The organism is Rhodococcus sp. HNM0563, from assembly GCF_012726195.1.
Lineage (GTDB): Bacteria > Actinomycetota > Actinomycetes > Mycobacteriales > Mycobacteriaceae > Rhodococcus.
Genome location: NZ_JAASAF010000003.1, coordinates 145383 through 169388 on the forward strand (window position 1 = coordinate 145383; position 24006 = coordinate 169388).

18 protein-coding genes are annotated in these 24006 nt (G+C 66.3%); 11 read left to right on the forward strand and 7 right to left on the reverse strand.

Annotated elements, in window-relative coordinates; genetic code table 11:
* The first annotated feature begins 36 nt into the window (after positions 1-36).
* Positions 37-1080, forward strand: a complete 1044-nt coding sequence (locus HCA61_RS07610) for a glutathione S-transferase C-terminal domain-containing protein (protein ID WP_169687574.1) — start codon at positions 37-39, stop codon at positions 1078-1080.
* Positions 1081-1084: 4 nt separating this feature from the next.
* Here the strand turns inward: HCA61_RS07610 and HCA61_RS07615 are convergent, their stop codons facing one another.
* Both HCA61_RS07615 and HCA61_RS07620 read right to left on the reverse strand, forming a co-directional pair.
* On the reverse strand, positions 1085-1528 hold the full coding sequence (locus HCA61_RS07615; RefSeq protein ID WP_169687575.1) for a VOC family protein: 444 nt from the start codon (positions 1526-1528) through the stop codon (positions 1085-1087).
* On the reverse strand, positions 1525-2397 hold the full coding sequence (locus HCA61_RS07620; RefSeq protein WP_346777512.1) for an AraC family transcriptional regulator: 873 nt from the start codon (positions 2395-2397) through the stop codon (positions 1525-1527). The genes HCA61_RS07615 and HCA61_RS07620 overlap by 4 nt, the downstream gene beginning before the upstream one ends.
* A gap of 100 nt (positions 2398-2497) precedes the next feature.
* Here HCA61_RS07620 and HCA61_RS07625 point away from each other — a divergent pair, with 100 nt between their 5' ends.
* From HCA61_RS07625 to HCA61_RS07645, 5 genes are all read left to right on the forward strand, one after another.
* Positions 2498-3187, forward strand: a complete 690-nt coding sequence (locus tag HCA61_RS07625; protein WP_169687953.1) for a hypothetical protein — start codon at positions 2498-2500, stop codon at positions 3185-3187.
* A 156-nt stretch (positions 3188-3343) separates the two neighbouring features.
* Complete coding sequence (locus tag HCA61_RS07630) at positions 3344-4303, forward strand: ATP-binding cassette domain-containing protein (protein WP_346777531.1); 960 nt, start codon at positions 3344-3346, stop codon at positions 4301-4303.
* Complete coding sequence (locus tag HCA61_RS07635) at positions 4300-5079, forward strand: ABC transporter permease (protein ID WP_169687577.1); 780 nt, start codon at positions 4300-4302, stop codon at positions 5077-5079. Before HCA61_RS07630 ends, HCA61_RS07635 begins: the two co-directional genes overlap by 4 nt.
* Before the next feature lie 37 nt (positions 5080-5116).
* Positions 5117-8992, forward strand: coding sequence for an ABC transporter ATP-binding protein (locus tag HCA61_RS07640; protein WP_169687578.1), 3876 nt, complete (start codon positions 5117-5119; stop codon positions 8990-8992).
* 204 nt (positions 8993-9196) lie between these two features.
* Positions 9197-12922 (forward strand): multifunctional oxoglutarate decarboxylase/oxoglutarate dehydrogenase thiamine pyrophosphate-binding subunit/dihydrolipoyllysine-residue succinyltransferase subunit, encoded by a 3726-nt coding sequence (locus HCA61_RS07645; RefSeq protein ID WP_169687579.1) that lies wholly within the window; start codon positions 9197-9199, stop codon positions 12920-12922.
* A gap of 53 nt (positions 12923-12975) precedes the next feature.
* Here HCA61_RS07645 and HCA61_RS07650 read toward each other — a convergent pair whose 3' ends face one another.
* Complete coding sequence (locus HCA61_RS07650) at positions 12976-13632, reverse strand: TetR/AcrR family transcriptional regulator (protein WP_247272967.1); 657 nt, start codon at positions 13630-13632, stop codon at positions 12976-12978.
* An 80-nt stretch (positions 13633-13712) separates the two neighbouring features.
* On the opposite strand from HCA61_RS07650, the gene HCA61_RS07655 reads away from it, so the two are divergent.
* The 3 genes from HCA61_RS07655 to HCA61_RS07665 are packed head-to-tail and all read left to right on the forward strand — an operon-like array spanning position 13713 to position 17013.
* Positions 13713-15281, forward strand: a complete 1569-nt coding sequence (locus tag HCA61_RS07655; RefSeq protein WP_169687581.1) for an NAD(P)/FAD-dependent oxidoreductase — start codon at positions 13713-13715, stop codon at positions 15279-15281.
* Positions 15278-16105, forward strand: coding sequence for an SDR family NAD(P)-dependent oxidoreductase (locus tag HCA61_RS07660; RefSeq protein ID WP_169687582.1), 828 nt, complete (start codon positions 15278-15280; stop codon positions 16103-16105). Before HCA61_RS07655 ends, HCA61_RS07660 begins: the two co-directional genes overlap by 4 nt.
* Before the next feature lie 8 nt (positions 16106-16113).
* The gene (locus HCA61_RS07665; protein ID WP_169687583.1) at positions 16114-17013 is read left to right on the forward strand and encodes an alpha/beta hydrolase; all 900 of its coding nucleotides are present in this window, start codon (positions 16114-16116) and stop codon (positions 17011-17013) included.
* Positions 17014-17034: 21 nt separating this feature from the next.
* Here the strand turns inward: HCA61_RS07665 and HCA61_RS07670 are convergent, their stop codons facing one another.
* From HCA61_RS07670 to HCA61_RS07685, 4 genes are all read right to left on the reverse strand, one after another.
* Complete coding sequence (locus HCA61_RS07670) at positions 17035-17970, reverse strand: glycine betaine ABC transporter substrate-binding protein (protein ID WP_346777513.1); 936 nt, start codon at positions 17968-17970, stop codon at positions 17035-17037.
* A gap of 91 nt (positions 17971-18061) precedes the next feature.
* Positions 18062-19255 (reverse strand): NADP-dependent malic enzyme, encoded by a 1194-nt coding sequence (locus HCA61_RS07675; protein ID WP_169687584.1) that lies wholly within the window; start codon positions 19253-19255, stop codon positions 18062-18064.
* 474 nt (positions 19256-19729) lie between these two features.
* Entirely contained in the window at positions 19730-20158 is a 429-nt protein-coding gene (locus HCA61_RS25980) for a hypothetical protein (protein WP_206039784.1), read from the reverse strand.
* A complete protein-coding gene (locus tag HCA61_RS07685; protein ID WP_169687585.1) occupies positions 20155-21009 on the reverse strand; it encodes a PHP domain-containing protein in 855 nt (284 codons plus the stop codon). The genes HCA61_RS25980 and HCA61_RS07685 overlap by 4 nt, the downstream gene beginning before the upstream one ends.
* A gap of 165 nt (positions 21010-21174) precedes the next feature.
* Between HCA61_RS07685 and HCA61_RS07690 the strand changes: the two genes are divergently transcribed.
* Entirely contained in the window at positions 21175-22209 is a 1035-nt protein-coding gene (locus tag HCA61_RS07690) for a magnesium and cobalt transport protein CorA (RefSeq protein ID WP_169687586.1), read from the forward strand.
* Positions 22200-24002: a hypothetical protein gene (locus tag HCA61_RS07695; protein WP_169687587.1), complete on the forward strand. Its 1803-nt coding sequence runs from the start codon at positions 22200-22202 to the stop codon at positions 24000-24002. Before HCA61_RS07690 ends, HCA61_RS07695 begins: the two co-directional genes overlap by 10 nt.
* Positions 24003-24006 lie beyond the last annotated feature (4 nt).

Genomic DNA, 24006 nt, shown 5'->3' on the forward strand with positions numbered 1-24006 from the left:
TCGGACCCGGCGACCCATTTGATTCCAGGGAGTGTCATGACCAGCAAGCCCACAGACAACACATCCTCGACGCAGGCCGGCTACGTCGAGCCGGGTGCCGAGTTCACCCGCGACACCAACTACATCTCGACACGGATCACCGCCGACGGCCGCGACGGATACCCGGTCGAAGCGGGCCGCTACCGTCTTGTTGCGGCACGTGCCTGTCCGTGGGCCAACCGCACGTTGATCGTGCGACGACTGCTCGGGCTGGAGGACGCGCTGTCGCTGGGGTTGTGCGGCCCGACCCACGACCAGCGCAGCTGGACCTTCGACCTCGATCCCGGCGGTGTCGACCCGGTACTGGGTATCGAACGCCTCCAGGACGCGTATTTCGCGCGGCAGCCCGACTACCCCCGAGGCATCACCGTGCCCGCCATCGTCGACGTACCGACCGGGAAGGTCGTGACGAACGACTACGCGCAGATCACACTGGACTTCTCGACCGAGTGGACCGCGTTCCACCGCGACGGTGCACCGGACCTGTACCCGGAATCGCTGCGGAGCGAGATCGACGAGGTCGCCGAACTTGTGTACCGCGATGTCAACAACGGCGTCTACCGGTGCGGATTCGCCGGTTCACAGGACAAGTACGACGCCGCGTTCGACCGGTTGTTCGCCCGGCTCGATTGGCTGGAGGAGCGGCTCACCGACCAGCGCTACCTGGTGGGCGACACGATCACCGAGGCCGACGTCCGCTTGTTCACAACTCTCGCGCGGTTCGATCCGGTCTATCACGGCCATTTCAAGTGCAACCGGAATCCGCTCACCGCGTTTCCTTCGCTGTGGGGCTACGCGCGCGACCTGTTCCAGACGCCCGGGTTCGGCGACACGACAGATTTCGTGCAGATCAAGCAGCACTATTACATCGTGCACACCGATATCAATCCCACACAGATCGTGCCGAAGGGGCCCGACCTGTCGGGCTGGCTGACGCCGCACGGCCGGGAAGCGCTCGGCGGCCGGCCGTTCGGCGACGGCACACCGCCTCCCCCGCCGCGTGCAGAGGAGACCGTGCCTTCCGATCACACTCCACTGTGATCCGTCAGTCGCCGAATCCGTGCCCTGCGTAGGTACCGATGCTCCAGTTCACACCCTGCGGGTCGCGGCACGAGAAACCGTGTGAACCGTAGTCCTCGTCGCGCAATTCCACGGTGATGGTCGCGGCGGAGGCGCGGACCTTGTCGTAGAGAGCGTCGGCGACGGCGTGGTCGGGCACGACGAGATACACCGATCCCGTGTCGGCGTGTTGGTCGAGGGGGGTGTCGCGGCCGGCGGAGCCGAGCATGACTCCGCCGCCGTAAGGCCACGTCAACTCTGCGTGGTCCACGGTGCTGCCTTCCCCGTAGCAGGCGGATTCGGTGAAACCGAGGATGTCGACGAGGAAGCCGATCGCGGCTCTCGCGTCGGTGTACGCCAGACACGGCCATACGTTCGGGGCGTGGGTTCCGGTATCGGTGCGATATGGGTCTGCTGCTGTATTGGTCATGGGACAGAGTCTTCTCCGGGAGGGACGTCGGAGTCTTGGACGAATGGGAACACCTCGTCCTGCCTCCAGCGCGACGGCGGGACACCCGCGAACTCACGCCATTCGCGGGCGAGGTGGGCCTGGTCGTAGAACCCGCAGCGAACTGCCACATCCGGCAGACGCACTTCGGGCCTGCGCAACATCGCCTTCGATCGGTCGAATCTGGCGATACGCGCGGATTCTTTCGGCGTGACACCCAGTTCCGCTGTGAAGCGCGCAGTGAGATAGCGGCGGCTCCATCCGACTTCGTCGGCCACCTCTCGTACCGCGGCGCCGGGGTGGGTGACGAGCTGGTGCCAGGCGTGCGCCACACGCGCATCCATCTCCGCGGCACCGTCGGCACCGGCCAGTCGTCGGGTGAGGATGCGGTCGAGGATCGCGAAGCGTTCCGGCCACCGGGGTGTCGCGGCGATCCGCTCGTGCAGTTCCCGCGCGTCGGGACCCAGCAGATCCTCGAGGTCGACCACCCACGCACCGAGTGCCGATGTCGGAACCCCGAGCAGGGCGCGGGCTCCTGCGGGCGTCAGCGCGAGCTGGATCCCGTGCTGGTTGCCGTCATGCGCGATCGTCACCGCCGACGTGGCCAGACCGCTCGCCAATGCGGTGAACCGGCCCGGTGACTGGCCGGGCGCGGCTGCCCTGGTGATGTCGACGGGACGGTCGAGGCTGAGGACGACGGTGAGATCCGGCGACGACAAGCCCAGATGATGCGCAGGTGGAAATCCCGCCAGCCGATATCCTTCGTACCAACGCACGTAGGGTTGCAGCAACGGAGCAGGCCGCCGCCGGGCGCCCTCGGAAATGCCGACAACAGTTGACGACCGGGCCACGAACTCCAGGGTAGCCACCGACGGACACACGACAAGGATCAAGATGATTGGAAAGCGCGGCGCCGTCGACAAGAACGGCGATTCCCCGGCGGGGGGCACGATCGAACGTGCGCTCATCACGCTGCTCGACAACGGCAGCCGGTTGCAAGGCCCCGCCGTGGCGAAGTACGTCGATTTGCTGCGTCGCGCGCATCCCGACGAGTCTCCCGCGCAGATCATTGCGCGGCTCGAGAAGCAGTTCCTCAACACCATCACGGGAAGTGGTGCCGCAGCGGGCGCGACCGCCGCCTTCCCCGGTATCGGCACGATCGCGGCCATAGGCGCGATCGGCGCGGAGTCGGTGTTCTTCCTCGAAGCCTCAGCGCTGCTCACCCTCGCTGTCGCGGCGGTGCACGGAATCGAACCCCACGACCACAACCAGCGCCGCGCGCTGGTGCTCGCGGTCGCCCTCGGTGATTCCGGCAAGGAGATCGTCGCTGCGGCCACCGGAACGTCGCTGAAGAACTGGCCGAAGGCGCTGACGGGCCAGGTGGGCGGCAAACAACTCAAGCTGATGAACAACACTCTCGTGAAGAAATTCGTCCGCAAGTACGCGGCCAAGCGGGGAGCGCTTCTCCTCGGCAAACTCGTGCCCGCCGGTATCGGGGCTGCGATCGGTGGTGCAGGCAACCGGACGATCGGCAAGCGCACGATCATCAACGCCCGTGAGGCCTTCGGAGCACCTCCCGCGTCGTGGCCTGCCGAGCAGAGCGCGCTGCCGTCCCACCCGGCACCGCAGTCGGCAACCTGACGTACTCGCGACCACACTCCCTGCACGTATGCTCGCGACGACACAATCGCGAGAGGTAACCGGGGGAACATTTCTGTGACAGCATCGTCGGCGAACACGCCGCACCGGCAGCCTCACTTCACCGCCCAGGCGAGCGGGCCTCCTCCCGGGATCGTGGTGGACGGCCTGACCAAGACCTTCCGCAATGTCACCGCCGTGTCGAACCTGAGTTTCGCTGTTCCCCGGGGGTCCATCACCGGATTTCTCGGCCCGAACGGCTCGGGCAAGACGACGACCCTGAGCATGCTGACGGGGCTGGTGAGGCCCACCGCCGGCGCAGCGTACATCGACGGTGTGCCGTTCGACCGGCTCGAACAGCCCGCTCAGATCGTGGGTGCGGTGCTCGATGCGCGCAGTGCGCATCCGAAGCACACCGCAATGACACATCTGAAGGCGTACTGCGCGGCGATGGGTGTCCCCGACGAACGGGCAGCCCGGATGCTCGACCTCGTCGGGTTGACCTCCGTAGCACGGCAGCGGGTCGGTGAGTTCTCGCTCGGAATGCGCCAGAGGCTCGCATTGGCGACCGCACTCCTCGGCCAGCCGCGCTACCTGGTTCTCGACGAACCTGCCAACGGTCTCGACCCCGAAGGAATGGCGTGGCTTCGCGATTTTCTCGTGACGTTCGCGAGGAAGGGCGGCACCGTCCTGATCTCGAGCCACATTCTGCGGGAGGTCGAGCAGATGGCGGACCACCTCGTGATCATCAGCCGCGGATCGCTCGTGATGCAGAGCAGCATGGCGGATCTTCGCAACGCCTACCGGTCGCGCGTACTCGTCGCGGTCTCCGATCCCGTGACGCTGGCGACGGCACTCGCGGCGGCCGGTTTCACCGATGCGCAGATCCAGCCCGACGGCCGGCTGGCCGTCGTGGGGGTCGAACCCGAACGCATCGCCGCTCTGACGAGTGGGCACGGCGTCACGCTGTTCGGCACGAGCGTCGAGCATGTCGACCTCGAGCAGGTCTTCCTCGCCATGACGTCCGGTCAGTACATGGCCGCGCCTCCCGGCGGCCAGAACTTCCAAGGCGGACCGCCGATACAGCATCCACCGACCGGACCGGGAGGACACTCGTGACCGCATTGTTGACAGCCGAGTTCCGCAAGGCGCTCGGCCTGCGGTATTGGTGGATTCTGGGTATCGCACCGCTGGTGGTGGGAGTGTTCTGCGGTGCACTCACGCTCCCGGTGATGCGTCAGGTCGAGGACATCCTCGGACCCGGGTTCGCCGAGGCCGCCGCAGCCGCGGTGGGGATCTCGTTCGCCCTCGCCCTGGTATTCCTGTTCGCCGCGCTGTTCGGGGTCGTCAACTCCGGTGGTGAATTTCAGCACCGCACCGTGATCACCACCTTCCTCACCACCCGCGGGCGCGACCTGGTGATCGCCTCGAAGTACACGACCGCAGCATTGTTCGGGCTCCTGTACTGCGTGATCGCCGAGGTCGTGTCGGCACTGACAATCCTCATGTTCGGCGGCGGCTTCTCGGACTCCGACCTGGGCAGCATCGCGAGTGTCCTCGGCTCCGGGTTGCTCTGCGCGGTGTTGTGGGCGCTCATCGGTTCAGGTCTGGGATTGCTCACCGGCTCGATGGTGGGCAGTGTCCTCGCGGTCTGTGCGTGGGTCCCGTTCGGTGAGCTGACCGTCTCCCTCGTGCTCCACGGCATGGGTCTGGGCGGCGTCGCGCAGTTCCTTCCGGGTCAGATCACCTGGTACACCCTCTTCGGTGCCGTGGACCTGTCCGGCGAGGCCGAGATGCCGGTGGCCTGGCCGCTGGCTCCGCTCGTCCTGATCTTCTGGACCGCGTTGATCTGCGGGCTCGGCTGGTGGCGCACTCGTAGTCGCGATCTCACCTGAGCGGCGCTGTCGTACGCCGGCGCTAGTGTCGGGAGAAATGCCACACGACACACACGATCAGGGTTGGGTCCGTCGCCTGGGCGCGGAGTGCATGCGTCACCGCCGAACAGCGGTCGGAGCACTCGCGCTCACGGCGATCGCCGCCCTGATCGATATCGCGTTTCCATTGCTCACCAAGCTCGCACTCGACAGTGCCACCGGTGAGGCCACCGAATTCCCGTCGGTCCCGAACCTGATCGGGCTCGCGGCCGCCGCAATCGCGCTGGGTGCAGCAGTCCGATTCGGATGCCAGTACGGACGGCGGATGCTGGCGGGCAGGCTCTCCCTGGACGTCCAACACGACCTGCGGCTACGCCTGCTCGGATCGCTGCAACGCCTCGACGGCCACGGCCAGGACCGAATCCGCACCGGGCAGGTGGTCTCGCGTTCGATCACCGACCTTCAGCTCATCCAGGGTCTGCTCGCCATGGCCCCGATGTCGGCGGGTGCCTTGCTGCAGCTCGCGCTGGCCCTGGTGATCATGACGTCGCTCTCGCCGCTGCTCACGCTGATCGCCGTCGCCACCGTGCCCGTCATCGTGACCATCGTGCGCGTGGTCCGCCCGAAGGTGTTCGCCGCGACGTGGTCGGCGCAGCAGCGTGCCGCCGACCTCGCGCAGCACGTCGAGGAAACCGTCACCGGCGTCCGGGTGGTCAAGGGCTTCGGTCAGGAGGACCGCGCCGTCGACCAGCTCGAAGAACACGGCCGGATCCTGTACTCCGAGCGCATGCGGGCAGCCCGGATCAACGCGCGGTTCGCCGCGCCGATGGGTGCGATCCCGCAACTCGGTCTGGTCGCGACGATCGCGCTCGGCGGCTGGCTCACCTTGAACGGCACGATCACGGTCGGCACCTTCGTCGCGTTCACCGCGTACGTCGCGACGATGAGCGCGACGACCCGCACGCTGGCTCAGGTCGTGATCATGGCGCAGCTGTCACGCGCCGCGGTCGAGCGGGTGTACGAGGTGATCGACACCGAACCCGACGTCGCCGATCCTGCGCGTCCCGTGTCACTGCCCGACGGACCACTCGGGCTCGCGTTCCGCAACGTGACCTTCGGTTTCGGCGAGGGTCGAGATGTGCTGGATGGGATGGACCTCGAGGTGCTGCCCGGCGAGACCATCGCGATCGTGGGGCCCGCCGGGTCCGGCAAGACCGCCCTGTCGCTGCTCGCACCGCGCTTCTACGCGCCGTCGGCGGGCACGGTATGCCTGACGTCCGACGGTAGCGACATCGATGTGGCCGCCCTACGCGCCGACCGGCTACGTGAAGCGGTGAGCCTCGTGTTCGACGAGCCGTTCCTGTTCTCGGACTCCATCGCGACGAATATTGCGCTGGGCAGGCCCGATGCCACCGACGCGGAGATCCGCGCTGCGGCGGTCGCGGCACGCGCCGACGAGTTCATCGACTCCCTGCCGGACGGGTACGACACCGTCGTCGGCGAACGCGGTCTCACACTCTCGGGTGGGCAACGGCAGCGTGTCGCGCTGGCCAGGGCGCTGCTGCTGGCTCCCCGGGTGCTGATCCTCGACGATGCGACATCCGCGGTGGATGCCGAGACCGAGGCCGCGATCTACGCGGCGCTCCGCGAGCAACCCGACCGCACGACCCTGGTGCTCGCGCACCGCCGCTCGACGCTGACGCTCGCCGATCGTGTCGCGGTGCTCGACGGCGGCAGGATCGTCGATATCGGGACCGTCGACGAACTCGATCGGCGCAGTCCGGTGTTCCGCCGCTTGCTGTCGGGTGTGGCACCGGATGTCGACCCCGAGCGAGCGACGTCACCCGAGCGGGCGGTGTCCCCAGGCGTGCACGCACTGTGGCCCGAGACGGAGACCTCGTCCGACGACGAGTCGCCGAGCAGGCAGGCTGCGGCCACCCCCGCGAGCCGCGGCCCCGGTGGTGGACCCGGTGGTGGCCGCGGCGGGGGCGGCCCCATGAGCGGCGCGCTCGGCGCGGTCGCGCCCACCCCCGAACTCCGCGCAGCCGTGGCCGCATTGCCACCGGCCACGGAGCAACCCGGCGCAGATCCCGACCTGCAGTCACGTGCGCTACGCAGACCCGACCCGCAGTTCCGGCTGCTACGTACGCTGCGCCCCGTACGCTGGCTGCTCGCTGCGGTGATCGTGTGCCTTGCCGTGGAGTCCGCGATCAACATCGCGGTTCCGTCGATCGTGCGGTTCGCCGTCGACCGCGGCGTCACGCCGGGCGATCCCGGCATGCTGTGGTTCGCGGCCGCGGTGGGAGTGGCACTCGCACTGCTCGGGTGGGCCACGGTTGCCGTCCTGACAGTGCTCACCGCCCGCGCCGGGGAACGAGTGCTGTTCGGGTTGCGGGTACGCAGCTACGCCCACCTGCAGCGACTGGGCCTCGACTACTACGAGCGCGAACTGTCGGGCCGGATCATGACCCGGATGACGACCGACGTCGACGCGCTGTCGCAGTTCATCCAGACGGGACTGTCGACCGCGGTGGTGAGCGTGCTGACACTCCTGGGCATCTCGGTGGCCTTGCTGGTCACGGACGTCACGCTCGCGCTGGTGGTGCTCGGCGTCATCCCGGTGCTGGTGGCGGCCACGCTCTGGTTCCGGAAGATCTCGGGTGCGGCCTACGCGATATCGCGGGAACGAATATCCCTGGTCAACGCGGATTTCCAGGAGAACATCACGGGTCTGCGTGCAGCGCAGGCGTACCGTCGCGAGGAGACCTCGGCACGCCGGTTCGCGCAGCGCGCCGACGCGTACCGCCGCAGCCGTATGCGTTCGCAGCGGGCGATCTCCCTGTTCTTCCCGTTCATCACGTTTCTGTCGGATCTGGCGTTGGCGGCCGTCGTGTTCGTGGGTGCCCGCGAGGTCTCGTCCGGTGCCACGACCGCGGGGGTCCTGATCGCGTTCGTCCTGTACCTCAACCTGCTGTTCGGGCCCATCCAGCAGTTGTCGCAGGTTTTCGACGGCTACCAGCAGGCACGCGTCGGGTTGCGACGGATCGGCGATCTGCTGGCCACCGAGAGTTCCCTCGAGTCCGGCCCGGCGGGCACCGTCGAGGTATCCGGGCATCTGCGCGGCGACGTTCATCTCGACAGCGTGGGGTTCCGGTACAGCGGTGCCGACACCGACGCGCTTGCCGACGTCGACCTGAGATTCCCTCCGGGATCGACTGTCGCCTTGGTCGGACGCACCGGCGCCGGGAAGTCGACGATCGTCAAACTGCTCGCCCGCTTCTACGACCCCACGTCCGGCTCGGTGCGGGTCGACGGGACGGATCTGCGCGACTACCGGCTACCCGAGTATCGGGGCCGGCTCGGCGTCGTGCCGCAGGAGGCACATCTGTTCACCGGGACGGTGGCGAGCAACATCGCGTACGGCCGACCCGACGCCGACCGCTCCGCCATCGAATCCGCAGCACGCGCGGTAGGCGCCCTCGACATGATCGCCGGACTCGACCGAGGGATGCTGCATCCGGTCGGTGAGCGTGGACAGGGTCTGTCGGCCGGTCAGCGTCAATTGATCGCGTTGGCCCGGGCCGAACTCGTCGACCCCGATCTGCTGTTGCTCGACGAAGCGACCGCCACTTTGGATCCGGCTACCGAGCAGGCCGTGCTCGACGCCGGTGCTTCGCTTGCCCGGTCACGGACGGCGGTGATCGTCGCGCACCGACTGGCGACCGCGGCTCACGCCGATCTGGTGGTGGTGGTCGACGGTGGCGCAGTGGTCGAGAGCGGCCCGCACGAGACGCTGCATCGGGCGGGTGGTCTGTACACCACATTGTGGCGGCTCGCGACAGGAGCGCTCGTCCCCGATGTCCCTGACGCAACAACCGACACGCCCGGGCAGAAGGTCGAACCGGTTGCGAGCCCTCACAGCTCGCATTTGTAACGGGGCCAGTGCTGCGGCGATGCACGTAACAGGGAATAATCGGCGGGCGAGAACCGTCATCGATGGAGACCCCGTCGACTCGAGATTGTGAGGTGGCTCTCGCGCATGAACGATCGGTTCGAATCGTCACATGCCAAGCGCTAGCCTCATAACCACAGGCGCTCCGATCGGGTACCGAAGAAAGAAACGAGGCGAACAACTGCCGTGAGCAGCAGCTCTACATCACAGTTCGGACAGAACCAGTGGTTGGTTGACGAGATGTACCAGCGTTTTCAGGACGATCCGTCGTCCGTGGATGCGAGCTGGCACGAGTTCCTGACCGATTACTCGCCGGAGGCAGCGGTTGCAGGAGGTGTTAACGGCTCCGACGTCACGGCACCCGAGAAGCCCGCTTCGGTGAAGTCCGCACCCGCCACGACTGCTTCGGCCGGCTCCGCTCCCAAGACCGCAGCACCCAAGGCCGCAGCGCCCAAGGCCGCGCCTGCAGCCCCGGCTGCCAAGCCTGCCGCAGCAAAGCCCGCACCCAAGGCTGCTGCCGCACCTTCCGCTGCTCCCGCGACCGAGGAGAAGAAGGTCCTCCGCGGTGCTGCCGGTGCGGTCGCGAAAAACATGAACGCCTCTCTGTCGATCCCCACGGCCACCAGCGTTCGCGCCGTCCCGGCGAAGCTGATGTTCGACAACCGGATCGTCATCAACAACCACCTCGCGCGTACGCGCGGCGGCAAGGTGTCGTTCACCCACTTGCTCGGCTACGCGATCGTCCAGGCGATCCAGGCGTACCCGAACATGAACAACCACTACGCCGAGATCGACGGCAAACCGAACCTCGTCACGCCTGCGCACACCAATCTCGGCCTCGCCATCGATCTGCCCGGCAAGAACGGGCAGCGTTCGCTCGTCGTCGCTGCTATCCGCAACTGCGAGACGATGAACTTCGCGCAGTTCTACTCGGCATACGAGGACATCGTCCGGCGCGCCCGCGACGGCAAGCTCACCGGTGAGGACTTCTCCGGTGTCACGATCTCGCTGACCAACCCGGGCGGCATCGGTACCGTGCACTCGGTTCCGCGCCTGATGAACGGCCAGGGCGCGATCATCGGTGCCGGTGCGATGGAGTACCCCGCCGAGTTCCAGGGCGCGTCCGATGAGCGCATCGCAGAAATGGGCATCGGCAAGCTGCTGACCCTGACCTCGACGTACGACCACCGCGTCATCCAGGGCGCCGAGTCGGGCGAATTCCTCCGCCAGATCCATCAGCTGCTGATCTCCGACGAGTTCTACGACGAGATCTTCCATACGCTGCACATTCCTTACGAGCCGGTTCGCTGGCGCAAGGACGTGCCGGAAGGTCTCGTCGACAAGCACACCCGTGTGCTCGAGCTGATCGCGGCGTACCGCAACCGCGGTCACCTGATGGCCGACACCGATCCGCTGCAGTTCGTCCGCGACAAGTTCCGTTCGCATCCCGACCTCGACGTCACGACTCACGACCTGACCCTGTGGGATCTCGACCGTGAGTTCAACGTCGGCGGTTTCCACGGCCAGCAGCGTATGAAGCTGCGCGATGTGCTGTCGGTGCTGCGCGACGCATACTGCCGCCACATCGGCATCGAGTACACGCACATCCTCGAGCCCGAGCAGCAGCAGTGGCTGCAGGAGCGGGTCGAGGCGCACCACGTCAAGCCGACGGTCGCGCAGCAGAAGTACATTCTGAGCCGCCTCAACGCCGCCGAGGCATTCGAGACGTTCCTTCAGACCAAGTACGTCGGGCAGAAGCGGTTCTCGCTCGAAGGCGCCGAGTCCGTCATTCCGATGATGGACAGCATCATCGATCAGGCCGCGGAGCATCAGCTCGACGAGGTCGCGATCGCCATGCCGCACCGTGGTCGCCTGAACGTGCTCGCCAACATCGTCGGTAAGCCCTACTCGAAGATCTTCACGGAGTTCGAGGGCAACCTGAACCCGTCGGCCGCCCACGGCTCCGGCGACGTGAAGTACCACCTGGGCGCCGAAGGCACCTACATCCAGATGTTCGGCGAGAACGACATCAAGGTCTCGCTCACGGCGAACCCGTCGCACCTCGAGGCGGTCAACCCGGTCCTCGAGGGGCTCGTCCGCGCGAAGCAGGACATCCTCGACAAGGGCGAAGCCGGCTTCACCGTGCTTCCGCTGCTTCTTCACGGTGATGCCGCGTTCGCGGGCCAGGGCGTGGTCGCCGAAACGCTGAACCTCGCGCTGCTGCGTGGGTACCGCACCGGCGGCACCGTGCACATCGTCGTCAACAACCAGGTCGGTTTCACCACCGCGCCGGAGCACTCGCGCTCGTCCGAGTACTGCACCGACGTCGCCAAGATGATCGGCGCACCGATCTTCCACGTGAACGGCGACGATCCCGAGGCCTGTGTGTGGGTTGCGCAGCTCGCCGTGGACTTCCGTCAGAAGTTCCACAAGGACGTCGTGATCGACATGATCTGCTACCGCCGTCGCGGCCACAACGAGGGCGACGACCCGTCGATGACGCAGCCGGCGATGTACGACGTGATCGATACCAAGCGCAGTGTCCGTAAGAGCTACACCGAGGCCCTGATCGGCCGCGGCGACATCTCGCTCAAGGAAGCCGAAGATGCCCTGCGCGACTACCAGGGCCAGTTGGAGCGGGTGTTCAACGAAGTCCGCGAACTCGAGAAGTTCCAGCCGGAACCGTCCGAGTCCGTCGAACTCGATCAGACCCCTGCGCCTCGCCTGAAGACGGCGGTCGATCAGAGCATGCTCGACCTGATCGGCGACGCGTTCGCAAATGTGCCCGAGGGCTTCAACGTGCACCCGCGTGTCAAGCCGGTCATCGAGAAGCGCCGCGAGATGTCCCGCGAGGGTCACATCGACTGGGCATACGCCGAGCTCCTCGCTTTCGGGTCGCTTGCCGAGCAGGGTGCGCTCGTGCGTCTTGCCGGTCAGGACTCGCGTCGCGGTACCTTCACGCAGCGCCATTCGGTTCTCATCGACCGCAAGACCGGCGGCGAGTACAACCCGCTCGCCGAGGTCGCCGCGAATTCCGGTAACGGTGGCCGCTTCATGGTGTACGACTCGGCGCTGACCGAGTTCGCAGGCCTGGGCTTCGAGTACGGCTACTCGGTGGGCAACCCCGAGGCGCTGGTGCTGTGGGAGGCGCAGTTCGGCGACTTCGTCAACGGCGCACAGTCGATCATCGACGAGTTCATCTCGTCGGGTGAAGCCAAGTGGGGGCAGCTCTCCGACGTCGTCATGCTCCTGCCGCACGGCCACGAGGGTCAGGGTCCCGACCACACCTCCGGCCGCATCGAGCGTTGGCTGCAGCTGTGTGCCGAGGGCTCGATGACGGTGGCAGTGCCGTCCACCCCGGCGAGCTACTTCCATTTACTGCGTCGCCATCATCTCGACGGCATCCGCCGTCCGCTGGTGGTCTTCACACCGAAGTCGATGCTGCGTAACAAGGCTGCGGTCAGCAATGTCGAGGACTTCACGCAGGGCAAGTTCCGCTCGATCCTCGAAGAAGTTCCGTTCGAGAACGAGTCGGCGGATCGGTCCAAGGTCACGCGCGTGCTGCTGACCTCGGGCAAGATCTACTGGGAGCTGCTCGCGAAGAAGCAGAAGGAAGGCCGCGACGACATCGCGATCGTCCGAGTCGAGCAGCTCTACCCGGTGCCGCGTCGCCGGCTCGCGGAGACGCTCGACAAGTACCCGAACGCCGCCGAGTTCTTCTGGGTGCAGGAGGAGCCGGCCAACCAGGGTGCATGGCCGTTCCTGGGCCTGGCTCTCCCCGAGCTCCTTCCCGATCACCTCTCCGGCGTGAAGCGGGTGTCGCGTCGCGCGATGTCGGCTCCGTCGTCGGGTTCGAGCAAGGTGCACGCGGTCGAACAGCAGGAGATCCTCGACAAGGCGTTCGAGCGCTGATCACTCGGACGGCAAGCAAGCCCCGTTCGTGCTCGATCAGGGCATGACGGTTCTCATGCGAGCCGGGTCGGTTCGTCCTTCGGGACGAGCGACCCGGCTCGCGCCGTTTCACCGAGCGAGACCGCCGCGTAGGTGACGGCGGGAAGTGCGCCGACCGCCAGTTCGATGAACTGGTCGCGGTCGATGGTCGGCTCGCGGAGCCACGCGATGGTGATGTCTTCGACGAAGGCCACCCAGCCGCGTACGGCGAGGCGGACCGCGGGGCCGGCCTCGATCCCGATGTCCGGTAGGTATCGAAGGGTTCGCTCGACCATGGCGGTGCGGGTCTGCTCGAAGACCTCGCGCATGTCCGGGTCGCCACTCGCGGTTCCGCGCAGCATCGACACGTAGGTGTCGCGGCGCTCGGTCACGTAGTCGGCATAGGAAACGATGGTGCCGCGCAGCATGTCGAAGGGTTCGAGGGTGTCGTCGGGCGCGGTGCATTCGAGCATGTCGCGACTGATGTGACGGACGAGTTCGACGTGGAACTCGTGCTTGGACGAGAAGTAGTGGAAGAGGAGTCCGCGCGACACTCCCGCTTCGTCGGCGATGTCTTCGACGGAGATCTGGTCCAGGGGGCGTTCGGCGAGCATCCGCATTCCGAGGTCGATCAACTGGGCGCGGCGTTCTGCCGGTCCGAGCCTTCTTCGTTTGGTGTCGGTGCCTTTCACGCCTTCCATGCAACCGTCTTACTGAATTAGAGTCAACAAGACTATTGACCCGCGCTCAACAAGTGCCTACGCTGAGTTACATGAGTCTCACGGTTACAGACAATGTCGCGGCCGACACGAGCCCCCGCCGGGTCGACACGCTGATCATCGGCAGCGGATTCGCCGGACTCGGCGCCGCTATCGAACTCACCCGTGCGGGTAAGGACTTCCTCGTACTCGAACGCGGCAACGAGGTGGGCGGCACCTGGCGCGACAACACCTACCCCGGCGCCGCATGCGACGTGCCGTCGAACCTGTACTCGTACTCCTTCGCCCTCAACCCCGGCTGGACCCGCTCGTTCTCCCCCCAGCCCGAGATCCAGGCATACATCGCCTCCGTCGCCGACAAATACGACGTACGCCGCCGCACGGTCTTCGAGTGCGACGTGCAGTCCGCAACGTGGAACACCACGACCTTTCGGTGGGATGTCCAGACCACCAAGGGCGCATTCAGCGCGAAGATCCTCGTTTCTGCGGTCGGCGCGCTGTGCGAGCCGTCGCTGCCCGACATAAAAGGCATCCACAGCTTCGAGGGAGAGATCTTCCACTCGGCGCGCTGGAACCACGACGCCGACCTCGCGGGCAAGCGAGTGGCCGTGATCGGGACCGGAGCATCCGCCATCCAGATCGTTCCCGCTATCGCCGGGAAGGTCTCGCATCTCGATGTCTACCAGCGCACCGCACCGTGGATCCTCCCCCGCGCCGATCGCGAGTACACCACGGCCGAGCGATTCGCGTTCCGCTACGTGCCCGGCTTCCAGCGCCTCTCCCGCGCCGTCCAATACCTGACCCGCGAGACACAGGTCGTCGGCCTCGCCAAGGCGCCGATTTTCATGAAGCCCCTCGAAGTCGCGGCCCGCGCCCAGATCCGTCGGCAGATCTCCGACCCGGTGCTGCGCCGCAAGGTCACCCCGACCTTCAAGATCGGCTGCAAGCGCATGCTCATCTCCAACGCCTACTACCCGGCGCTCGCCCGGCCGAACGTCGACCTGGTCACCGCTGGAATCCGCGAGGTGACCGCAGACGGCATCGTCACCGACGACGGCACCACCCGCAAAGTGGATGCCATCGTCGTCGCGACGGGTTTCCACGTCACCGATTCCCCCACGTTCGCCGGTATCTACGGCAAGGACGGCCGCTCGCTCGCCGAGGTGTTCGACGAGAGCGGCATGCAGGGATACAAGGGCACGGCCGTCGCCGGATTCCCCAATATGTTCTTCCTCGTCGGCCCCAATACCGGACTCGGTCACACTTCGATGGTGTACATGATCGAATCGCAGCTCAACTACCTCGTCGACGCGATCCGCACCCTCGACCAGCACCGTATCGGCACCGTCGAGGTGCGCGAAGACGCGCAGGCCGATTACAACCGCACCCTCCAGCACGCTCTCGCATCGAGCGTGTGGAACACCGGCGGCTGCGCGAGTTGGTATCTCGACAAGCACGGCAACAACACCACGGTATGGCCGGGATTCACCTTCGAATTCCGCAGCATGACGAAGAAATTCGATCTCGAGGCGTACCGTAGCGTCGCCGCCGTCGATCTCCCGGCACCCACCCCCACGCAGACCGCAGAAGCCGACACCACCCGAGAGGTCGCAGCAAAATGAGTGAATTCACCGGCAGGGTCGTCGTCATCACCGGCGCCGGCTCCGGAATCGGACGTGCCCTCGCACTGAATCTCGCGGCGAAGGGCGCCCGGCTGGCCGTGTCCGATGTCGATACCGTCGGGCTCGAGGAAACTGCGCGTCGCGCACGCGATCTCGGGGCCGAGGTCCTTGCGGATCACCTGGATGTCACGCAGCGCGAAAAGGTGATGGACTACGCGGACAAGGTCGTCGAGCGCTTCGGTGTCGTCAATCAGGTCTACAACAACGCCGGTGTCGCATACCATGGCGAGTTCGAGCGGACGGAGTTCAAGGACTTCGAGCGCGTCGTGGACGTCGACTTCTGGGGTGTCGTCAACGGGACCAAGGCATTTCTTCCGCACCTGATCGCATCGGGCGACGGGCACCTGGTCAATGTGTCGTCCTTGTTCGGGCTGCTGTCCATTCCCGGCCAGAGCGCGTACAACGCAGCAAAATTCGCGGTGCGCGGGTTCACCGAGTCGCTGCGGCAGGAGATGCTCGTCGCGAAGCATCCCGTCCAGGTCACGTGCGTGCACCCAGGCGGAATCAAGACGGCGATCGCGCGAAACGCGGCCGTACCCGACGGCGACGATCAGGTGAGTTTCGCTCAGTTCTTCGACAGTAAACTTGCCCGCACCACCCCCGAGGATGCGGCCACCACCATTGTCAACGGCGTCCGAAAGAACAAGGCGCGGATCCTGATCGGTGCCGACGCGAAACTGCTCGACGGATGGGTGCGTCTCGTCGGCCCGACGTACCAGCGTGTCGTCGCGTTCGTGACAGCGCGCGTTCTGCCGAAGGGTTAGCGTTCGCCATGCCTCACCTGCCGCTGCCGCTCGTCCGCGCCGCACTCCGGCCCCTGTACGCGCTCACACTCAACGCGCGTCTCCCCTATCCCGTGCAACGACGCCTGCTCGAGGCCGCCGCACCGATCCAGACACTGCCGTCGGGCACAGTGGTCCGGACGACGACGCTGGCGGGGCGCCCCGCCGAACGGGTCACGGTCGGCGCCACCGAACGATCCACCGCGGTGCTGTACCTCCACGGCGGCGCATACACCTGCGCGTCGCCGGCCACACACCGATCCCTGGTCGCACATCTGGCAGCGGCCAGCGGTGCGGTGGTCTATGCGCTGGACTATCGTCTCGCACCGGAGCATCCGTACCCGGCCGCACTGGACGACGCCGTCCAGGCCTACCTCCAGCTTCTCACCGAGCCGGGGATGACCCCGGAAACCGTGTCCATTGCCGGGGATTCGGCCGGAGGCGGTCTCACCGTCGCCACCACGAACAGGCTCCGCACCGACCACGGCGTCACCCCCGCCGCCATCGGCCTGTTCTCGCCGTGGGTGGATCCGGGGTCTCGCTCGGCACCGTTCGATCGCGACGTCGTCGTCAACACTCGATGGGCGTACTCCTCGGCGGAGGCCTACCTCGGCGACGGCGACCCCACCGACCCGGGCTACGCACCGATGCACGCGGATCCGACGGGCCTGCCGCCGACGCTGATCCAGGTCGGCACCACAGAAGTGCTCTACCCGCAGATCGTCGAGTTCGCCGGCAGACTGCGCTCCGCGGGCGTGGACCTGACGCTGGTCGAGCAGCCCGAACTGTGGCACGTTGCGGGACTGCAGGCCTCGCTCGTCAAGGAGGCCGCGGATGCCGTGGCAGATTTCGGCAAGTTCCTGCGCTCCCACATGAAGCAGGCCGGGTGAACCTGCGACCGGGCGCAGCGATCAGGTGTGCTCCGCCAGCCAGTCGTCGGCCACCGCAGCCGCGTCCTCGCCGGTAGCGACGCGGGTGATCATGTCGGTCAGATCCGAGGTGGTGAGCTCACCTGCGATGACGCGGAGGGCGTCGAGCTGAAGCTCGCCGAAGACCGCCTTTCGGAACACGGGGACCACATTCTGTGCGACGAACACCGGACTCTCCATGTCGGAGGACGCTTCCTCCATCGGCGCGCGGTCCGGGGCGTCGGGCACCGTAACCACACCGCTTCCACTGCTCTCTGCGAGCACGGGCGCAAGGGTGGTCAGTCCCGCGACGGTGTCGACGTCCGACGTCGCGCCGAACGCAGCAGCCGCGGACGCTCGCTCGACAGATCGTGGTTCGCACCCGAGTTCGCTGAGCGCCCCGAGTCCGCCGGCGGCTTCGAACTCCGGGGTGAGAACGAAGTTGAGGTCGGTGCAGTGACCGGCGAGGTCGGAGATCCTCGAGATGTTCCGTGTCGCGATGAGGTCTGCGCCGGCGGCAAGCACCGCACGGTTCTGAGCCGACGCGTAGTCGGCGATCGTCAGCTCATCCGGGAGCGCACGCGCCAGCGCCTCGAACACGTCCTCCGCGTCCGTGGCAGCGACACCGGGGTCGTAGTGCCGGAGTAGCAGCCCCGTGTAGTCGGGGACCACCGTCGCGTCATCGGTGTCGAGTGCGGCGAGCGCTGCGTTCCGGTCGACGAAACCGTCGCGGACCTGCACCTCGATACCGGTCGTGCGCAGCACCCCGGCGTAGAGATGCGCAAGCAATACGGCGTCCGCACCGTCCCGTGCCGCGACCACGACCGGGCCGGACACCTCCGCAGAGTCGAGGACCGGCGATGCGCACCCGGCCGAGAGTGACATCGCCGCCACGACAGCCGCGATCAGTGAGCGGTGCCGCATCCACTTGATCTTCACGGCGGCCATTGTCGCGCATCCCCGGCAGACGCCGAACGCCCCGGTCCGAACCTTGGTGCGGGTTCGAGCCGGGGCGCACGGTGCGATCACGTCAGTCGGCGACACCCTCTGCCCTCGCAGCGGCCGCAACGGCCTCTGCGACGGCGGGCGCGACGCGCGGATCGAGCGGGCTCGGAACGATCTTGTCCACAGCCAATTCATCACCGACGACCGAGAGGATGGCCTCGGCGGCGGCGAGCTTCATGCCCTCGGTGATACGGCGGGCGCCCGCGTCGAGCGCCCCCTTGAACACACCGGGGAAGGCGAGCACGTTGTTGATCTGGTTCGGGAAGTCGCTACGCCCGGTCGCGACGATCGCCACGTGCTTGGAAGCGACGTCGGGGTGGATCTCCGGGTCGGGGTTCGACAGCGCGAAGACGATCGCGTCGTCGGCCATGGTCGCCACGATCTCTTCCGGGACGGTGCCCGCGGAGACGCCGACGAACACATCGGCGCCGTCGAGTGCTTCGACGATTCCGCCGTGCCGGCCTGCCGGGTTGGTGCGTTCGGCCAGATCTGTCTTCACACCCGACAGATCGGTGCGCTCGCTCGAGATGATGCCCTTCGAATCGAGGACCGTGACATCGTCGATTCCTGCGGCGAGCAGGATGTTGGCGCACGCGACACCGGCTGCACCGGCGCCGGAGATGACGACCCTGAGCTTGGTGATGTCGCGGTCCTGCACCTTCACCGCGCCCTTGAGGGCGGCGAGGAGGACGATGGCCGTGCCGTGCTGGTCGTCGTGCATGACCGGGCAGTCGAGTGCCTCGATCAGGCGCTTCTCGATCTCGAAGCAACGCGGGGCCGAGACGTCCTCGAGGTTGACGGCACCGAAGCTCGGGCGCAACCGGACGATGGTTTCGACGATTTCGTCGGAATCCTTGGTATCGAGGACCAGCGGGATCGAATTGAGCCCGGCGAACTTCTTGAACAGCGCAGCCTTGCCCTCCATCACCGGAAGGGAGGCGCGCGGGCCGATGTCGCCGAGTCCGAGAACGGCGGTGCCGTCGGAAACGACAACCACGAGACGGTTGGTCCAGGTGTACCGCTCGGCCAGCGTCGCGTCGGCCGCAATCGCACGGCTGACCTGGGCAACGCCCGGGGTGTACGCAATGGACAGGTCGCGCTGGGTGTCCAGCGGCGAGGTGAGCTCGACAGAGAGCTTGCCGTCGACGTGGCTTCCGAAGATCTCGTCGTCCGTCAACGCGAGCTTCTGAGGGGTTTTTGCGTCGGACACAATTGACACGATGACACTCCTGCATGTTCCGAGACCAGTCGGGTCCCGGTTACTGCGAAGTAACTGCAACAGAACATCATTGGTATGCATCGACCGTGTGTAGTTGCAGCAGCTTCGCCAAGGACGGGTTCGGTGAAGCTTCCGGGCGCGATCACGATTGCCGCTGTACAACGCTGTACGACTTCCGGAGCGTGATGGCGCCTAGGAGGGTGGCCCTGGCGGCGGCCCTGAGTATTCCATCGAGCTCGAACAGGACCTGCCATCTTCTGCCCGAAGCGGGGCGGTAGCACCACCTCGAACCACCCAGAAGTTTGCCACCTTCACAGACCAAACATCAAATCGGTGTTGGTTGCGAAGGTTCTCACCGATTTGCGTGCCCTACCTGTGAGTTTGCAACCCCGGCGGTCGATTTTTCAGTGATTCCTCAGCGGTTCCTGGGGTTACGTCCGAGCTACCGACGAGTAACGCGCAGCTTTTCCGCGTTCAACCCCACCACTGGGTGACCAACAGAATCGATGCAGTGAAAACCACCACAATTGCGGCACACACCGAAATCGGCCCCCGCCGACGATCCGCGACCACCTGCGCCACCACCGCGACGACGGCGGCCACCACGTGCGCCACCACGGATTCGGTCCCCGGTCCGGGGAAATCGCGATCCCCTCCGAGATAATGGGCACCGCACACCACAGCCATGAGGACCAGGACGGCACCCGTCACGATTCCCGAGACGACGCGTGCCGCCCTCACCACGAAACCCGCACGCGCGGGAACGGCTCCGCAATCGGCACGGTCGTCGTAGTACTCACCGGAGTAGTACTCGTCCACGTAATACTCGTCTTCGTAATAGTTGCCGTCACGGTAGATTTCATTCTGATCTGCGTCGTGGCGACGCGGCCCCCGCGACCTCATCCCTCGACCACCTCGACGCCGTGCGCACGATCGAGCATGTCCTCGAACGCGTCGCCATCCGTCGTGAACCGGCCGAGTCCGACCGATTTGTTGTCGCCGTGATAGTCGGACGAACCGGTGACGAACAACCCGAGACTCGAGGCCATGCCCCTCATCAATCGAGCATCGGCGTCGCTGTGGTCAGGATGATCGGCCTCGACCCCACCGAGACCGACCTCGGCGAGCTCCTCGATCTGGTCCAGCGCGAGCAACCGTCCGCGAGATCGAGCCCGGGCATGAGCGACAACCGAGACGCCACCGGCCGCCGCCACCATCTTCACCGCTTCGGCCAGCGGCGTGTCGTTCTTGTCGATGTAGTAGCGACCCCTCGGCGCCAGCAATTCGGTGAATGCGTCTCCGATCGTCGGCACGACCCCCGCTTCGACGAGCGCTCGCGCCAGATGCGGGCGACCGGCCGCCGGTCCGGCCTGTTCCAGGACACGGTCCGCGTCGATGGGCAGTCCGTCTTCCACCATGCGCTCCGCCATCACACGCAACCGTGACACGCGCTCGCCGCGCAATCGTTCGAGTTCGTCGCCGAACACCCGATCAGTGGGATCGAACAGATACGCCAACAGGTGCACCGCGACAGGAAAGCCGTCCTCGCCGCGACCGGTGCACGACATCTCCATGCCGCGGACCAACCGCAGGCCGGAGGGCAGAGCACCGACGGCCTCGTCCCATCCCGCTGTCGTGTCGTGGTCTGTCAGGGCCACCACGTCCAGGCCCGCTGCCGCCGCTTTCCGGACGAGACCGGTAGGAGTGTCCGTACCGTCGGAGGCGGCCGAATGGGAGTGAAGATCGATGCGCACCACATAAGTGTGTCAGGTGCAGCGACTATCATCATCGAGCGACCGGACAGCACCTGGACACGTGCCGAAGGCAGCTCGCCGCGGACGGAAAGGAACCCCTTTGCCGAACCGTTCCTACCAAGTGAGCGGGAACGCTCGCGCGAACTCACGTGTCCAGGACGCCACATGACAAAAGACGTCCCGGCAATCCGCGTCCCCGCCGAACGTGCGGTGGTCGACTGCGCGATCTACATCGACGGCCGGCGCCTCCCCGGCCGGTACACGCACGCCGCAGCCCTCGCGGAAGTCCGCCGACGCGGCGAGGGGTTCGTCTGGCTCGGCCTCCACCATCCGGACGAACATCAGATGACGAGCGTGGCCCGGACGTTCGACCTGCACGAACTGATGGTCGAGGACGCAGTGCACGCACATCAGCGTCCGAAACTCGAGCGCTACGACGATCTGCTGTTCCTGGTGCTCCGCACCGTGACCTACGTCGAGCACGAATCGGTGACCACCACCAACGACATCGTCGAGACCGGTGAGATCATGCTGTTCACCGGTCCCGACTTCATCGTCAGCGTGCGTCATGGCGATCACTCGGAGCTGTCCGCAGTGCGTGCCCGCCTCGAAGCCGACCCAGAGCACCTCGGCCTCGGACCGGCCGTGGTACTGCACGCGATCGCAGATCACGTCGTCGACACCTACCTCGCGGTCACCACCGCGGTGCAACCGGACGTCGACGATCTCGAGGAATTCGTCTTCACCCCCGACACCAGGATCGCGGTCGAGCAGATCTATCTCCTCAAGCGCGAGATCCTTCAATTGCGTCGCGCCGTGGTGCCTCTCGCGGAGCCCTTGCAGCAACTCATCCGCTCACCCGGCAACCCCATCCCCAAGGACATTCGCCGCTACTTCCGCGACGTCGCCGATCATCACACCACGGTGTCCGATCGCATTGCGACTTTCGACGAAACGCTGAGTACCCTCCTCGACGCGGCAATCGCCAAGGTCACGGTCCAGCAGAACACCGATATGCGCCGCATCTCGGCGTGGGTTGCGATCGCTGCGGTACCCACGATGATCGCGGGCATCTACGGCATGAACTTCGATCACATGCCGGAGTTGCACTGGGAGTACTCCTATTACGTGGTAGTCGGTGCCATCGCCCTGATCGTGACGGCGTTGTTCGTCCTGTTCCGCCGCAACAAGTGGCTGTGAGCACCACACTTCTCGAGCGCGAATCCGCTTCGGCCGGTTCGCGCCCCGGCAGGCGTTCGGTCCTGGTCGTCGCGCTCGCGCTCATCGCAATACAGGTCACGATCCGCGGCGTCCTCGCCTTCCGGGGCGAATTCTATTGGGACGACCTGATTCTGATCGGCCGTGCAGGCACCTACCCGCCGCTGTCGACGGAAATGCTGAACTACGACCACGACGGGCACCTGATGCCCGGAGCGTTCGCTGTCGCGTCGCTGATCACCTGGCTCGCTCCCATGCAATGGTGGCCTGCCGCAGTGACTCTCGTCGTGGCCCAGCTGTCGGCATCACTCGCGGTGTTACGTCTGCTGTGGCTGATTCTCGGACCGCGTCGGGTGTTGTGGGGCCCCCTGCTGTTCTATCTGTTCTCGCCGCTGACGCTGCCCGCATTCGCCTGGTGGGCTGCCGGGCTCAACTCGCTCCCCATGCAAGCCGCTCTCGCCTGGGTGGCAGGCGACGCCCTGCAACTCGCGCGGACAGGCAGACGACGTCATGCCGTGTCCGGCGTCGTCGTCACCGTCTGCGCCTTGGTGTTCTTCGAAAAGTCGGTCCTCGTATCCTTCGTCGCGTTCGCGACGGTCGCGCTGCTGTATCGCGTGGACGGTGTTCGGCAGCCAGTCCGTGTCGCGTGGCAGCGAGCACGCCCCCTCTGGCTCGGATCCGGCGCGGTACTGGTGATCTGGGCCGCGTGGTACACCACCGTCGTCGTATCGCGGTTCGGTGTGCCACCCTGGTCGATGGTGGCAGGGCTGACCCACCACGGCCTGTCGTACGGTCTGGCGCCGTCGCTGCTCGGCGGCCCGTGGCAATGGGACCGCTGGAATCCGAGTCCGCCGTGGGCCGACCCACCGCCGGTTCTCGTGGTCGCCGCGTGGCTCGCTGTCGCGGGTGCGCTGGTGTGGAGTCTGCGCTGCCGCACCCGGACCGGTTGGGTGTGGATCGCGGCGACCACATACGTGTGCGCTTCTCTCGTGGCCATGATCAGTACGCGGTTCGGTCCCGAGACGACATACGAGCTGGCGCAGACCCTGCGTTACTTCGCCGATTCGTCCGTGATCGTCGCGGTAGCGGCGGCGCTCATCCTGCGTGCCCCGCAGCGCAGACCGACGGCGGCGTGGTCGCGTGCGGTCGCCCTGGTCTGCGCGGTCGCGTTCGTCGTGAGCTCGATGGCGTCGACCGTGACATTCGCCCGCAGCTGGACCGACAACCCCACCGGCGAATACCTCGCGACCGCGAAGGCTGCACTCACCGAACACCCGCGCGATCCGGTGCTCGACCACCCGGTGTCGGTGTGGGTCCTGCTGCCCGTCACGTACCCGCACAATCTCGTCGGATCGGTGTTCTCGTCGTTACCCGGACGTTCCCCCATCAGCGACCACACCACCTCACTCAGCGTCCTCGACGATCGTGGCGCGCTGGTACCCGCCGAACTCATGCCGCTGCGAGGCGTCCTCCCCGGGAACGTGCCCGAGTGCGGACACCGGGTGGCCGACGACGTCGTGACGACGCTCCGCTTGAACGAGCCGGCCGGCGACTGGGAGTGGACCGTCGAGATCAACTACATGGCCGCCGACGACGGCGCGATCGAACTCGGTTTCCCCGGTCGCCCCCGCGTCACGGTGCCCGTCACCGAAGGGCTGGGCTCGGTGTACGTGCGGCTGTCGGGTGGCGGCGCTGCGCTGCAGGTCGAGTCGGCGACACCGGGACTGAACGTGTGCATCGGCGGCGGATCGATGGGTGTGGTGATCCCGAGCTGACCCA